Here is a 15,050-nt window from a genome sequence, read left to right as displayed (position 1 = left end):
CTCTGTGCCACCGCACCGCGACCGAGCACCTCTTGGCCTGGTCCAGCAGCACACGCTGCTGAACGCCTTTCTCGATCCGGGACGAGAGTGTCAGCATGGCAAGGCTGTGCTGCACGTGACCGGTTCACCGGATGTCCGCGCGCTGCGGACCGCGCTGGACCTGCTGTGGGAGCGGCACACGGCGCTGCGGGCCAGCATCCAGTTCGACGCCGAGGGAGAACCACACCAGACCATCGCTTCCGCGCACACACCGCCACCGACAGACGCCGCGCTCACGACGGAAATGGAGACCGACGCCACCGGGCCCGTGGTGTTGCGCCTGCGCTGGGATCCGGTGCGACTCGACGAGCACTCCATCCGACTGCTGGTTGATGACCTCATCGCCGTGTACGCGGCGCTGACCGAAGGGCGTACGCTCCCAGCGGCAGCCACGCATGTGAGTATCCGGACCCCCGCGACCGCGGCGGAGCGAGCCGAATTCGGCTACTGGGCCCAGGCCGCGCCGCACGGCAGAGAGCAGGCGGATCCGCCCGACCCGCTGAGCATAGCGGCGGGCATGATTCCGGAGGATCCCGACGCGGCAGTCACCGTCGTCACTGCCGCAGCTGTCGCGGTCCTCGCCCGGTACACCCACGAGCCGGACATCACCGTCGGCATCCTCGTGCGAGCCTGCGGTCCGGCCGCGGTCGGTGCGCACACCCAGCCGCGCCGGCTGTGCCGCACCGTCACCGACAGCATGACCTTCGGCGACCTCGTAGACGGACTGGCGGAACAACGGGAACGCGCCGCTGCCGGGCCGCTCGTCGACAACTCCGAGCGGGCGGCGGCGCATCCGCTGGGCCGGATTCTCGTCCGTCACGACCCGCTCACCGGGCAGAGGATCCACCGCGCGGGTACCACGTTCCATGTCACGGAGGCGGCACTGCCACCAGGACCGGCCGAACTGACCCTGACCGTGTGCACCGCCGCGGCGCACCCGCAGATCCGTTTCGACCGGCGGCCACAGGCGTGCAGTCGTGAAGCCGTCGATCGGCTCGCCCGACACCTGTCAGCCGTGCTCAACCAAACGTCGTCACGCCCTGACACCCCCCTGGCACACCTGAGGCTACTGACCGCGGCCGAGCATGAGCAGGCCCTGCTCGCCGCCCGTGGCCCCCGCCGCCCGTGGAACCACGAGCCTGTCCACCGCCAGGTGGCCGCCCAGGCCCTGGCTACACCTGACGCGGTGGCGGTGCGCTTCGATGGCGCTGACCTGACCTATGCCGCACTCGACGCCCGTGCCAATCAGCTGGCCCACCATCTGCGCGGAGCCGGCGTAGGGCTAGGTGACGTCGTCGCGATCCTGCTCGACCCGTGCCCAGATGTCTTCATCGCGCAGCTGGGGGTGCTCAAGGCCGGCGGGGCGTTCGTGATGACTGACCCCTCACATCCCAGCCGACGCGTGCAGTACACGCTGGAGGACAGCGATGCGGCGGCCGTAATCACGCACTCCAGCCTCGCCGACGTGCTCGGCACGGCGGACCTGCCGCGCGTCGAGCTCGACCGCGACGGGCCGACGATTGGTACCAGACCAACCACGGCGCCAGCCGACCTGACCGACGAGCGCTCCCTCGCCTACCTAATTTACACGTCCGGCTCCACCGGCCGTCCCAAGGGAGCGGTGCTCGCACACGCGGCGATGTCGAACTTCCTGCTCTGGTTGGGCGATCTGTTTGACCTGGGGCGAGGCGACCGGATGCTGCTGCACATGGCTTTGGTGTTCGACTTCGCCCACGGGGAGATCTTCGCCGCGCTGACCCGTGGCGCCGCCCTAGTCGTAGCAGACCGACCCGCGCGCACCTCCCCGAAAGCGCTGCGTGAGCTGATAGTCCAGGAACGCGTGACCTATCTGGGCGGCACACCCTCGCTGCTGGGGCTCCTCGACGCCGGCCCGTACCCGGACCTGCGCTACCTGCTCGTCGGAGGCGAATCCATCCCAGGCCCTCTGGTGGTGCGCTGGAACGCCCCCGGCCGGCGCCTTGTCAGTATCTACGGGCCCACCGAGACCGCGGTGGGCTGCCTGGAATATGAGTGTGCTCACACGGAGTGGTGCGAGCCGCCGCCAATCGGCCACCCTACCGCCAACCGGTCTGTCCACGTCCTCGACCGGTGGAACGATCCCGCGCCAACCGGTGTGCCCGGCGAGATTCACGTCGGCGGGCTCGGCGTCGGCGTCGGCTATCTCGGCCGGCCCAGCCTGACGGCGAGCCGGTTCATCCCTGACCCGACCATGCCGGGCGAGCGCATGTACGCGACCGGTGATCTGGGCGTGCGCGGCGACGACGGTGAGATCCGCTTTATCGGCCGCATCGACAGCCAAGTGAAGATCAACGGACTCCGCATCGAGTTGGAGGAGGTCGAGGCCGTACTGGTCCAGCACGCTGCCGTGGCGCGCGCGGCTGTCGTACCCGTGGAGCTCTCTGACGAGTCGAGCACCTTGGTCGCTTACTTCACCGTGGCTGGCAGACCGTGCACACCCGAGATGCTGCGGGACCACCTCAGCGTCGATCTGCCCACGCATATGATCCCGAGTCGGTTCATCGAAGTCGACGCGCTGCCCCTGTCCACCTCAGGCAAGATCGACCGCGCGGTCCTGCGAGCCCGTGAGATTGTCGACGATCGGTCCTACGTTCCACCCCGCACTTGGGCGGAGAACCAGGTCGCGCGGGTGTTCACCACGGTGACGGGCCACGTGGTCGGTGCCAACGACCGATTTCCCTCTCGTGATCCGCTGATGGCCATGCGCGTCGCCGTACTCCTTGAGCGGCTGACCGGCATACCAGTGACGGTCGACCAGCTCCTCCGGGCCGAGTCGGTGGCCGCTGTCGCGAAGGAGCTAAATCCGGACACGATGACGCTGGTCGACGATGAGGAACTGCTGGCGATGCTTGAGCTCGTCGAGGACATGACGGAGAACGATGACGTGATCTGAGCATCGTCAGGCACGCACGCATGGAGGCGCGCCCATGGGGCAGCCGGCGAGAGCAGATGAGAACGCTGGCCGGTGAAACCATCGGCCGGTGCTGTGCATGTCACCACGTAGAGGAGCGTTGTCCGTTCGGTGATCCGACGAGGTCGGCCGAGCCGTCTCACGAGCTTGAGGAAGGCGGCTACCCGATGACGGAAGTTGTGTGGGGGAGCCCATTTCGCTGTGAAGCCTGGCGGCATGTCAGGAACGGCCCACGCGGCAAGAGCGGAGTGGCGGGATTCCCCTAGACCAAGACTGCTCAACTACCAGACAGAATGGTACTCAAGCTCGCATCGGGCGCCTTAACTAGCTCTGCTCGAACTGTACTTGGCAGGAGCCAAGTCTATTCCCTTGAACAGACGGGACAGTTCATTGACGGAGGCTGCGGCCTCTTGGTGACCGGGCTGGTCATTCCAGCGCATCACCTGTTCTGCCACCGTGTGGAACGCCAGCGCGTGGTCGTTCAGCGAGAAGCCTTTGCCTTCGAGATAGGGCAGCGCCCAGAAGTCGAAGTTGTAGCTCGGTATCCATTTCGAGGTGGTCACACCGTCGAATATTGCGTCTCGGGCATCGCACGCACTGTGGATGTCCATCGTTTGGTGCCGCCAGTCGTAGCCCTGTCCGCTTAGCTCGAGTTCTCCGGCCCGCTGGTGGATGGGGGAGCGGTGGTTGTACCACCACGGTTCGGCGCGGTAGAAGGTCGGCGCTGCGCTGTTGAGGAAGTCGATGGTTTCTTGAACGGTCTCCTCGTTCTCACCGGGAAATCCGACCACGAACGAGGCGAACGTCATGATCCCGCGAGCTTTGAGCTGCTCGATTCCGTAGCGGTACCGGGCGGATGAGGCGGACTTGTTCATCTGTTTCAGCACCGAGTCGCTGGCTGATTCGATGCCCAGGAAAACTGCCCGGCATCCAGTGCGTGCCATCAGGTCGAAGGTCTCGTCATCCCGCGTGGACGAACAGCGGAAGAACGAGTACCAGTTGAATTCGAAGTCATTGCGGTCCATCATCCGCAGCAGCTCAGTGAACCGCTTGGGCGGCACGTTGAACGTATCGTCGATGAAGACGAGGTTGCGGATGCCGCGCTCCGACAGAACGCGCAGCTCCTTCTCCACCGTCTTGATGTCGGCGAGCGCGAGCGCACCAGCACGGGCCGGGAAATCACAGAAGCTGCAGTTGAATGCGCAACTGCGCGCAGTCCGGGTCTGCACCGTGGCGCCGAGTTCGAGATCGGTGAACAGGTTCCAGTCGATAGCTGTTTCGTTGAGTGAGTTGTTCTCACGCTGGAGCCCGGTGAACGCGAAATCACCGCCGTGGCGCACATACAGGTTGGGTGTCGAGTCCAAAGCACGGCCGTTGCGCACCGCCTCGACGACGCGGGCCAGCGTCGCCTCGCCCTGGGACTCACGGACGTACACATCGGCGTCCATGAGGTCGAACATGTCCGCCAGCGTCTCCGGGTCGGACTCCGTGGTGAGGTTGTCCACCAGCGGACCGCCCACGACAATCGTGGTCTCCGGATGTCGGGCCCGGATGAAGCGGACGATCTCGATCACCGGTGCCGGGGTGAGGTAGAAGGTGGTCGTGATGGCCACTGCTCGCGGGTCGCGCTGGTCGAGCAGCCGGGCCACCCGGTCGCGCTCCGGCGCGAAGAGGCTCACGAACTCGGCGGAGAAGCCGTGCTGGATCAGGAAGTTGGTCAGGTAGACCGCGGCCAGGTTGGGCACTTCGCCGACGTGGTAGTAGTTTTCGTCGGCGCCGGCTCGGGCGCGGTTGGCGAGGCTGTTGATCACGTCCATGTACGGAAGACGCTGATCCCCGAGCAAGAGGTGGTCCCGCATGAAGATTCGGCGGTCAGGGAAGTCGGGACTGCGCGACATGACCCGGCCTTCATACTCGGCGAAGTCCACGTCGTTGTAGCCGATGACCAAGCAGTCGATCCGGTCGGACATCACTACTCCCCGTGGGCGGGACCTGGGCTGCCTGCAGTCTGGCACCGGTCTCCCCGGGTGAAATCCACAGGACGTGGAGGCTGGGCTCCGCTCTTTGTCGATTTCGCGTCGGTACTGCGTGTGTACGTTCGGACCCCGACGTGGCGATAAGCAGCCGCAAGGCACGGAGATCGAGGAGCGATGTACCGATTTTCGCTGAGCGCCCGGGACACCGAGGACGTGTTGGTATTCGTCGATGAACTGGCCACGCACTTCGCCGGGGTGGAGGACGAGACGTTCCTCCAACAGGCTGCGGTGCTTGCCCACGAACTGCCACGATCGCTGCGCCTTGCGATGCACGATGTCCGCCTCAACGAGTCGCACGGCGCGATAGTCGTGTCTGGTTACCCGCTCGACGACGCCCGGATCGGGCCGACTCCCTTGAGCTGGGGCATGCAGGAAGCGTCGAGGAGCACTCGGCGAGAAGAGATCTTTTTCTTCCTGTGCGGGGCGCTGCTCGGCGATGCGATCGCGTGGCGCACCCAGCAGACCGGCCGCGTCATGCACGACGTGCTGCCCATCCCGGGCCATGAGAACGTGCAGCTCAACTCGGCCAGCGACATGCAGATCTACTGGCACATCGAGGACGCATTTCACGTCTATCGAGCCGACTACGTCGGGCTGATGTGCCTGCGTAACAACGACTCTGTGGCCACCACCTACGCGACGCTCGACGTTGAAGCGCTGCCGCAGGACGCGGTGCGGACACTCTTCGAGCCGCGATTCCTGGTCAGGCCGGACAACTCCCATGGTTCCGCCAGCGCCTTCACCGAAGAGCCGGCGCGGATCGCTGTGCTTTTCGGGGACCCTGCAGCGCCCTACCTGCGCCTGGACCCGTACTTCATGGACCCCGGAGCACATGACCCGGTCGCCTGGGAAGCGCTGGACGTCTTGGGCAAGCACCTGGAGACCAATCTTCATGAAGTCGCACTGCACCCGGGCGAGGTCCTATTCGTGGACAACTACCGGGCTGTCCACGGGCGCAACTCCTTCCGTGCGAACTACGACGGACGAGACCGCTGGCTCAAGCGTCTCAACGTCGCCCGTGACCTGCGCAAGTCGCGTGCCGCACGGTCCGCTCCAGCCGACCGAGTGATCGGCACGTTCGACATGGCCGCGAGGAAAGGGACCTAGCGTGGACCGGCGCGACCTCGACCAGCGTGTCACGGCTCTGTCCGCCGAGAAGCAGGCGGTGCTCAGGCGGATGCTGGCAGCGAGACGACAGCCCTCGGTCCGCGACATCTCCCTGAGCCAGCACGGAATGTGGTTCTTCGACCGACTGACCGGCGCCAGTCCGCTCTACACGATCGCCTGGCGGGCAGATGTGGTCGGCCCGTTGGACCGCAAGGTGCTCGCCGAAGCAGTAGGGCTTGTCGTGTACCACCACGAAGCGCTGCGCAGCAGGTTCGAAATGGTTGACGGCAAGCCCTCGCAGATCATCTTGCGATCGGTCAATGTCCCACTCCCATTCGACGACCTGACCGGGCTTGGGCAGGCTGCAGCAGATGCAGAAGTGGACCGGCTGGTCGACACCGAATCCCGAACCGGCCTGGACATCCGCAACGGACCGCTGCTGAAGGTGCGGCTGATACAGACGGCTCCGCAGCGGCACGTCCTCCTGCTGTGCGTGCACCACATCGTGTTCGACATTGTGTCTACCGACGTGTTCTTCCGCGATTTGGCAACGTTCTACAATCTACTCGCCGCCGGCGAGGACCCGGACGGCGTGGCACCCGCCACCCAGTACGCAGAGTTCACTGCTTGGCAGGCTCAAAGTCTGCGCGGTGACCGACTCGATGAGCAGGTCAAATTCTGGACCACCCAGCTCGACGGCGCACCGCACCTGCTGGATCTGCCCACAGACCATCCACGCCCAGCGGTGCAGACCTTCCGTGGCGCCGCCCACCGGTTCATTGTCGGAGCGGACACGACACAGGCGATGCGGGACTTGGCCGCAGCGCACCGCTGCACCCCCTTCATGGTATTCATGGCGGCCTATCAGCTGCTGCTGTCACGCTTCAGCGGTCAGTCGGACATCTGCGTGGCCACCCCCATGGCCAACCGTGCTCCAGGACTGGAGAACCTGATCGGACTATGCCTCAACATGGTCGTGGTCCGCAGTAACGTCACACCGCTGGCCAGCTTTGCCGATCTGCTCCACCGGGTCCGGGAGACCTGCCTGGATGTCTACGAGCACGCCGAGCTGCCATTCGACCGGCTGGTCGAGGCCTTGGCCCCGGACCGGGCGCTTAGCCACAACCCACTGGTACAGGTCACCTGCGGGCTAAACCGTCCGGCCGGCGACAGCACACGGCTCGGCGAAGCAGTGATCAAGAACGTGACTGGGCTGCACCTGGGCGCGGCCAAGTTCGACCTGTCCTTCGGAGCTGTCCTCCACGACAACCACATCGCCGTCACTGCGGACTACAGTGCCGATTTGTTCGACCGCGGCACCATCGCCGGCATGGCACGTGCGTTCACGACACTGCTCGACCAGGTCTGTCACGCCCCGGACACCCCACTGACAGACCTGCCACCGTTAGGCCTCGCGCCTCACCGTGCGGCACCACCGACGCAGGAACCTGAGCGGGGCACCGACCCCGTCACCGAGTTCTTGGCTCGGGCCACACAGTCCCCAGACGCTGTTGCCCTCGCCCTGCCCAGCAACCGGGACGTCACCTTCGCGGACCTCGCAACGGCGAGCGCGGGACTGGCTGCCAGACTGTCCCGCAACGGCGCAAGTCCGGAGACGACTGTCACGGTGGCCGACACAGCGAGCCTGGAGACCGTCGCGGCCGCATTGGCGGTGCTGCGCTGCGGCGCCGGCCTCGCAGTCGCGTCACCAGACAAGGCGGCCGAGCGTATCACCGCAATGCGGTCACGGCTGCTGGTGGCCGACGCCGACACGGCCAATACAGCGCGACAGCACGTCCGCACACCGCTCACCGTGCTGGTGCACTCAACCGATGAAACAGAGCCCCCCGGCAACGCTCCGACCCCGCATCCTGTTCGCGGCGAGTTCCTGGCCGCAGTGGTACGCACTGCCGGAACCGGAGGAACCGCCCGGGACGTTGCTCTTTCTCGAACGGCGCTGGCCGAAGCAGTAACCCGACTACGGCGCCGCCTCGCCCTGTCACCAGCCGATCGCGTACTCGTCTCCGAGCCCCTCGAGTCCGTACGTGGCATCGTCCAGCTCCTCGCCGCGGTCACCTCAGGTGCCACGGCGTGTCTGCCAGGCGACAACGACCTCCAGGAGTGTGCTGCCACCGCACGAATCACTGTCGCGGATCTCACCCCTCGACGGCTGCGCCTACTGGACGGGATACGGCCAGGCCTGCGCGCCCTGACGGGTATGGAACGCGACCGGACCAGTTCGGCAAGCACGCCACGCGGATACGGAACGGCCGAAACAGCGAGCTACGTCGCCTTTACCGGCACTGGCACCGGATACCACCCAGCGGACCACTGCACGGTGTACATACTCGATGATCGCTTGTGTCCCGTCCCGCCTGGCAGCTACGGCCACATTCACGTCAGCGGCGCCACGCTGGCACGCGGCTACCTCAACGCTGCAGCGGCCACGGCAGCGACGTGGCTGCCCGACCCGTTCACAGACCGGCCCGGCGCCCGAATGGTACGCACCGGCGACATCGGCAGGGTCCGTCCGGACGGTGCTTTGGAATTCCTGGTGCGAGAGCCACACCTGACCAACCCCCGGATCGACCCTGCTCTCGTCGAGCAACTGCTCGCCACCCACCCGGCTATCGACGATGCCGTGGTACTCACCGGTGGACACGGAGTGGTGGCACATATCGTCCTCGCACCAGGGCGGACTGAACCGTTGCCGCTGCGCGAGGTGCAGGCCCACCTCGGGGAACGCCTAGCCCGGTACATGCTGCCCACCGCTGTACTGGAGCACCGGGTCCTGCCGCTGCTCGCGGATGGGCGAGTCGACCAAGCAACGTTGCGCGCCGCAGAGGTGGAACTGGCCGGATCCCTGGAGCCGGCCGGGCACATCGAACCGCGCACCGACCTCGAACAGGTGGTCGTGGCGCTGCTGCGTGACTTGCTCGACACCCAGGGAATCGGCGTTGGTGACAACATCTTCGACCTCGGCGGCCACTCGATCCTCATCGTCAAGCTCCTTGCTCAGATCAGTGAGGTCTTCGACGCCGACCTGTCGCTGCGCACAGTTTTTGAGGCTCCCACCGCTGCCGAGCTCGCAGTGGAGATCGAATCCGCCATCGGTGCGGACAACGCCCACCAGGCCGCCGCTGACGCCGTGGCGGTACTCGGGCTGAGCAGCGAGGAGCTACAGCGCAAGCTCGATTCCGCAGAAGACAACAGCTGACCGCGGCGAGGCGTGGAGGAGACGACCGGCGATGAAGAAGTACCGGCTCATGGTTCCCGGCCCAACGGCAGCACCACCGGAGGTGACCGCAGCGGGTGCGCTCCCGGCGATCGACGAGCGCATTCCACGCTTCGCGAGCCAGTTCGATCGCGTAACTGGCAATCTGCGTGCCATATTCGAGACCGACTCAGATGTGCTGATGCTGATGTCCAGCACTACCGGAGCGTGCGAGTCGACGATCCAGAATCTCTTCTCGCCCGGTGAACGGGTCCTGGTGGCGAACAACGGCTTCTTCGCCGAGCGATGGGCGGCGATGTGCCGCGCATTCGGGCTCGACGTCGTCGAGCTCGCTTTCGAATGGGGCGAGTCAGTCGACGCCGCACGTGTGGCGGACACACTGGCCGCCGACCCCTCCATCACCGGGGCTGTGTGCGTCCACTGCGAAACCTCGACCGGAGCAGTCAGTGACATGGACGCCTTCGCAGAAGCGACTCGCGACGTGGTCAGCGTCGTCGATGCCGCCTCGAGCCTTGGTGCCCTCCCGCTGCGCTGCGCCGATCGCGGTCTGGATGTCGTAGTTAGCGGGTGCCAGAAAGCGCTGATGACGCCCGCCGGCCTGTCCTTCGTCGCTATCAGCGAGCGGGCCTGGCAAGCCCACCAGGCTGCCACAATGCCGCGGTTCTATTTCGACTGGACCCAGATCAAGACCGCACTTGCCGAGCGCGGGGCTACCCCATTTACTCCGGCGACCACGCTGATCGGCCAGCTCGACGTGGCGTTGGACCGCATTCTCACCGAAGGGCTGGACGAGGTCTGCCAACGCCATGCCACAGCCTGCACGGTTGCGCGGGCAGGCCTGGCAGCGCTGGGATTCGACATGCTGATCCCCGCGGGCACGGGGTCAGTGGTGACGGCTGCCCGGACGCCACCCGGCGTCGATGCGGACAAACTCGTCCGGACCCTGCTCGACGAACATGGCGTGCAGATCACAGGCGGGGTCGGCAGGCTGGCCGGACGGGTTATCAGGCTTGGCCACTGCGGTGAGGTGGATGCCTATGACGTGATCACAGCCATCAGCGCGGTCGAACTCGCCATCACCGCCGCCGGCCACCAGGTCCAGCCGGGCACCGGGGTCTCAGCCGCACAGCGCGCACTGGCGGCTCTGGAGGGCGCGCGATGACCACCGACGCGACGGGACCCAAGGACGCTCAGCTGGGCCCCAAAGAACCAGTTTCGCGTGCAGAGAAGGAACCCGCCGCCGACTACACCCCTCCGCGCACCGAACTGGAAGCCGCACTGGCCGACATGTGGAGCGACCGGCTCAACGTCTCACTCGTGGGCGTGCACGACGACTTCTTCGAGCTGGGCGGACACTCCATACTCGCCACGCAGATTCTGGTGGACGTGGAACACCTCTATGGCACCGCGATCCCCGCACGCACGCTGTTCCTAGCGCCCACCGTGGCTGAGCTCGCCCAGGCGATCGAGGGTGCCCAAGCCCACTCACGTCAGGAGTCCGCTCCATGAGGCTGACCCGCCCGACCGGCCGGGAACCCATCGACCTGCACGCGGTCGACTTGGCGGACGCCACGCTGTACAGCGACGGTGATCCGCACGCCGTCTGGCATGTGATGCGTGAACAAGCGCCGGTGATGTGGCAATCCTGGCGGAGCAGCGGATTCTGGTCGGTGACCCGCCATGCCGATGTGGCATTCGTACTGCGTGAACACGCCACGTTCACCTCTGAACGCGGAACGCTGCTGCATTCGCTTGGCGAGGACGATCCAGCCGGGGGCCGCCAACTCTCCCTGATTGACCCGCCATGGCACGCCGCTCTGCGTGTCCCGCTGCAGCAGGCACTCGGATCCAGGCCCGTGGAGCAGTACATCCCCGACATCCGGTTTCGGGTCCGCGAGCTGATTGCCCCCGGGATCGACGGAGAGCCGTTCGACTTGGCCAAGGCCACAGCCGAGCTGCCGATCGCGGTGTTCGGGACCCAGATGGGACTGCCCAAGGAGGACTGGCCGGACCTGGCCCGCCTGGCCCGCATGGCGGTAGCACCCGACGAGGACGCCTACCGGCTACCGCAGGGCGCCACCGCCACGATGAACCGCGCGCACCGTGAGATCTACGCCTACTTCCACGACCTGACCCGCACTCGCCGCAACAGCAATGGCGAGGACCTGCTCAGTCTGCTCATGGCCATTGAGACCGATGGCGAACCGCTCGATGTGCCCACGGTTATGGCGAACTGCTACCTACTCCTCATCGGCGCCACGGTGTCACTGGCCCATGTGCCGCCGGCCGCCGTCCTGGAGCTGATCCGGTCGGACCAGTACGAGCGGTGGCGCACACGCCCCGACCTGCTGGACAGCGGCATCGAAGAGGCCCTGCGCTGGGCGACGCCGGCCAGCCACGTCATGCGACACGCCACCCGCGACGTGGATCTGGGCGGCGCACTGATCCGCGCAGGCGACCCAGTGGTGTCCTGGCTGGGATCGGCCAACCGTGACAAGGAGGCCTTCGAGCAACCGTACGACTTCCGCATCGACCGCACTCCCAACCGTCATCTGACCTTCGGCAGCGGTCCGCACTTCTGCGTCGGTTTCGGTGTGACACGCTCGACTTTGCGCGTCGTGTTCGAGGAGCTGTTCACACACTTCGAGTCATTCGAGGCCGCGGGTGATCCGGTGCACGTGCGGTCCAACCTCGTTGCGGGCATGACCAGTGCGCCGGTCGTCGGCGTCCGGGCACGCTCGGCCAGGCTGGAGGGCGACCGTGTCGGATAGACCGCGCCGCTCACGCTGGCTGCTGCGCCCCCCGGACCCCGAATCCGCACGCAGGATCTTCTGCCTGCCCTACTCAGGCGGCGGCGCCAGCATGTACCGCAACTGGCCACGCCACATCGGCGACACCGAAGTCTGCGCCGTCCAGCTCCCGGGCAGGGAGAACCGGATGCGTGAGAAGCCACACGACACCTACCCGGCGCTTGCGGCCGACCTGATCGAAGGCATCGCCGAGTACTTGGACCGCCCGTTCGGCTTCTTCGGACACTGCGGATCCGCTCTCGCGGCATACGAGACGGCAGCGCAGCTCGCCGCTCGAGGTGGCCCAGTGCCCGAGATCGTCTTCATTTCATCCCAAGTAGCACCGCACGACGGCCCATTCGGAACATTTTTCGGCATGAGCGATGCGCAACTGGCCGAAGAATTGCGCGCACTGGGCCGCAGCATGGGCAGCGAACCACCGCCGGACATGATCGACCTGACGCTGGAACTCATGCGCACCGACATGGCCGCCAATGCCGTCTACCACCTGGACCAGCCACCGCGACTGCCGTGCCGCATCGCAGCCATCGGCTGGTCGGAGGACCCCTCCATCACCCCGGCAATGATGACCGGCTGGGACCGCTGTGGACAGACCACGTTCCACACGCTTCCAGGTGGGCACTACCAATTCCTGCACGCGCCTGCCGAACTCGTGCGTCTGTTGGACTGGACGGTCACCGAGCCGGACTTGTCCCGAGACGACCATCTCGCCGGCACATCCACAACGGACAGGAGAACACCGTGAGCACAGTGACCATCATTGTTGACACGGAGCGATGCGTCGGCTCCGGCACCTGCATGGCCATCGCCCCCAACCTGTTCCAGTTCGACGACGAGGACCGCTCGCAGCCGGTGTCAGAAACCGTATCGGAGGAAACGGACGTGCACACTGCCATCGACATGTGCCCCACGGCAGCCATCACCGTACTCTCAGCCGCCGAGAGCGCAGTGGCCACGGACGGAAGCGACCGATGAGGTTCGCCCCCGCGCGATTGGAGGACTGGCTACGCCACTCCTACTTCACCGCGCGCTACGACCTTGGATGCAGTGGCGTCAACAGTTGGACCTACCACGAGCTGGACGAACTGCTCGGACTGTCCCCGAAGTTCTTCGACGACCTCGTCTTCGACGACAACCCTTCCTTCGGGGCGGCGCCCACCCGTGCCGCGGTGGCCAGGCGATGGGGCGACGGTGACCCGGATCGCGTGATGGTGACCCACGGATCCTCCGAAGCCATTTTTCTCGTCACCGCAGGCCTGCTCAACGCGGGCGACGAGGTGGTCGTCACCGACCCTGCCTACCACGCACTGGACTCCGTGGCCGACGCGGTCGGCTGCAAGCTCGTGCGCTGGCGCCTGGAGCCGGACGAGCACTTCCGGCCCGACCTGGACACCCTGCGCGGCCTGCTCAGCAGCACCACCCGCATGGTCATCGTGAACTTCCCGCACAACCCGACCGGCGTCACGCTGAGCCGAGCGCAGCAGACCGAGCTCGTCGAACTCTGCGCCGAACACGACGCCTTCCTGCTGTGGGACGGGGCGTTCGCCGATCTCGTCTACGACCCCGCCGGCCGATTGCCGGACCCAGCTGCCCTCTATGACAAGTGCGTGTCTTTCGGCACGCTCTCGAAGGCGTACGGCCTGCCGGGCCTGAGGTTCGGCTGGTGCCAGGCGGCACCCACCATCCTGGAATCCCTGCTGCCGATGCGCGACCGTATGACGCTCGCGCTGTCGCCGATGGTTGAACGGCTTGCCACCGCCGTCATCACCGACGCCGACCGGCTGCTCACAGAACGACTGACTCAGGCCAGGCACAACCGAGCCACTCTTGCCGACTGGATCAGGACCTGGGACGGGCAGATCGATGGACTGCCTGCAGCAGGCGGTGTCACCACCTTCCCGACCTTGCCTGTACCGGACGTCACCGCCTTCTGCCAGCGTCTGTTGGACCAGGAAGACGTCCTGCTCGTGCCCGGTGAGTGCTTCGGACACCCTGACCACGTCCGGCTCGGCTTCGGCGGCCCCGGCGACGACTTCACCGAAGGGCTGTCCCGACTCGACCGAGCACTCAGGACGGAAAACCCGTGACCACCTCAAGGCCTCACGCACCAGACGTACTGCGAACCCCATGGCTCGTGCCCGTGACCGCTCAAGCCGCGCGGCTACCACGGCTGTTCTGCGTGCCCTACGCAGGCGGCGGTGCCTCGGTGTACCGTGAATGGGCACGGCATGCCGAGGGACGCGTCGCGGTGCACGCGGTGCGACCACCAGGCCGGGAGTCCCGCATCGACGAGCCTCCCTACGAACATGCCGGCCCACTGGCTTCCGCACTCGCCGACGCGATCACCCCGTTGGTGCGCACGGGTGAGCCCTACGCGCTGTTCGGCCACAGCATGGGCGCGGTGGTCTGCTTCGAACTGGCTCAGCAGATGAGGGCACGCGCGCTGCCGCCACCATGCAGGCTGTTCGCCTCGGGGCGACGCGCGCCGTCCTCACCAGACCCGGATCCGTTGCATGCGCTTGAGACCCGGGAGTTCCTGGCCCGCGTGGTCAGCCTAGGCGGCATCCCACCCGAGGTGCTGGCCGAAGACGGACTCATCGATCTGGTGATGCCAGCGATGCTGGCGGACTTCAAGGTTGCCGAGACCTACCGCCTCACGTCCCAGTCCCGACTGGAATGCCCGATCAGCGCCTTCGGCGGCGTCGACGACACCACTCTGACCGAGGCCGACATCGAGGCGTGGAGCGAATTCACCACTGACACGTTCACCAAGCGGATGCTGCGCGGAGACCATTTCTTCGTCAACTCTGAGCGGGACGCGATCGTGGAGCATGTCGTATCGGACCTGGTCGGCTGAGACGGAAGGAGGACCC

11 protein-coding genes are annotated in these 15,050 nt (G+C 66.1%); 10 read left to right on the top strand and 1 reads right to left on the bottom strand.

All coding sequences use genetic code 11. The features are described from left to right. Positions 1–4 precede the first annotated feature (4 nt). Positions 5–2,971 carry an amino acid adenylation domain-containing protein gene (locus tag G3I53_RS26150; RefSeq protein WP_164336769.1) on the top strand — a complete coding sequence of 989 codons (2,967 nt, stop codon included), beginning with the start codon at positions 5–7 and terminating at the stop codon, positions 2,969–2,971. Positions 2,972–3,309: 338 nt separating this feature from the next. Here the strand turns inward: G3I53_RS26150 and G3I53_RS26145 are convergent, their stop codons facing one another. After that, positions 3,310–4,959: a PhpK family radical SAM P-methyltransferase gene (locus G3I53_RS26145; protein WP_164336768.1), complete on the bottom strand. Its 1,650-nt coding sequence runs from the start codon at positions 4,957–4,959 to the stop codon at positions 3,310–3,312. 180 nt (positions 4,960–5,139) lie between these two features. On the opposite strand from G3I53_RS26145, the gene gntD reads away from it, so the two are divergent. The 9 genes from gntD to G3I53_RS26100 are packed head-to-tail and all read left to right on the top strand — an operon-like array spanning position 5,140 to position 15,034. After that, positions 5,140–6,132 carry a guanitoxin biosynthesis L-enduracididine beta-hydroxylase GntD gene (gene gntD, locus G3I53_RS26140; RefSeq protein WP_164336767.1) on the top strand — a complete coding sequence of 331 codons (993 nt, stop codon included), beginning with the start codon at positions 5,140–5,142 and terminating at the stop codon, positions 6,130–6,132. 1 nt (position 6,133) lies between these two features. Continuing rightward, positions 6,134–9,349: a condensation domain-containing protein gene (locus G3I53_RS26135; protein ID WP_164336766.1), complete on the top strand. Its 3,216-nt coding sequence runs from the start codon at positions 6,134–6,136 to the stop codon at positions 9,347–9,349. 31 nt (positions 9,350–9,380) lie between these two features. Further along, positions 9,381–10,529: an alanine--glyoxylate aminotransferase family protein gene (locus G3I53_RS26130; RefSeq protein WP_164336764.1), complete on the top strand. Its 1,149-nt coding sequence runs from the start codon at positions 9,381–9,383 to the stop codon at positions 10,527–10,529. Further along, a complete protein-coding gene (locus tag G3I53_RS26125) occupies positions 10,526–10,876 on the top strand; it encodes a phosphopantetheine-binding protein (protein ID WP_164336762.1) in 351 nt (116 codons plus the stop codon). The genes G3I53_RS26130 and G3I53_RS26125 overlap by 4 nt, the downstream gene beginning before the upstream one ends. Next, a complete protein-coding gene (locus G3I53_RS26120) occupies positions 10,873–12,138 on the top strand; it encodes a cytochrome P450 (RefSeq protein WP_164336761.1) in 1,266 nt (421 codons plus the stop codon). Before G3I53_RS26125 ends, G3I53_RS26120 begins: the two co-directional genes overlap by 4 nt. Further along, positions 12,128–12,922 carry a thioesterase domain-containing protein gene (locus G3I53_RS26115; RefSeq protein ID WP_164336759.1) on the top strand — a complete coding sequence of 265 codons (795 nt, stop codon included), beginning with the start codon at positions 12,128–12,130 and terminating at the stop codon, positions 12,920–12,922. The genes G3I53_RS26120 and G3I53_RS26115 overlap by 11 nt, the downstream gene beginning before the upstream one ends. Beyond that, entirely contained in the window at positions 12,919–13,152 is a 234-nt protein-coding gene (locus tag G3I53_RS34485) for a ferredoxin (RefSeq protein WP_164336757.1), read from the top strand. The genes G3I53_RS26115 and G3I53_RS34485 overlap by 4 nt, the downstream gene beginning before the upstream one ends. Next, positions 13,149–14,264, top strand: coding sequence for a capreomycidine synthase (gene vioD / locus G3I53_RS26105; RefSeq protein WP_164336755.1), 1,116 nt, complete (start codon positions 13,149–13,151; stop codon positions 14,262–14,264). Before G3I53_RS34485 ends, vioD begins: the two co-directional genes overlap by 4 nt. Positions 14,265–14,317: 53 nt before the next feature. Beyond that, complete coding sequence (locus G3I53_RS26100) at positions 14,318–15,034, top strand: alpha/beta fold hydrolase (RefSeq protein ID WP_164336753.1); 717 nt, start codon at positions 14,318–14,320, stop codon at positions 15,032–15,034. Positions 15,035–15,050 lie beyond the last annotated feature (16 nt).

This window comes from Streptomyces sp. SID14436 (assembly GCF_010548465.1).
GTDB lineage: Bacteria > Actinomycetota > Actinomycetes > Streptomycetales > Streptomycetaceae > Streptomyces.
This window is presented reverse-complemented; position numbering and strand designations above follow the sequence as displayed.

Excerpts from the sequence above, each read along its gene's own strand:
- vioD (WP_164336755.1), top strand. The coding sequence starts at position 13,149 with ATGAGGTTCGCCCCCGCGCGATTGGAGGACTGGCTACGCCACTCCTAC.
- G3I53_RS26120 (WP_164336761.1), top strand. The coding sequence starts at position 10,873 with ATGAGGCTGACCCGCCCGACCGGCCGGGAACCCATCGACCTGCACGCG.
- G3I53_RS26130 (WP_164336764.1), top strand. The coding sequence starts at position 9,381 with ATGAAGAAGTACCGGCTCATGGTTCCCGGCCCAACGGCAGCACCACCG.
- G3I53_RS26145 (WP_164336768.1), bottom strand. The coding sequence starts at position 4,959 with ATGTCCGACCGGATCGACTGCTTGGTCATCGGCTACAACGACGTGGAC.
- gntD (WP_164336767.1), top strand. The coding sequence starts at position 5,140 with ATGTACCGATTTTCGCTGAGCGCCCGGGACACCGAGGACGTGTTGGTA.
- G3I53_RS26125 (WP_164336762.1), top strand. The coding sequence starts at position 10,526 with ATGACCACCGACGCGACGGGACCCAAGGACGCTCAGCTGGGCCCCAAA.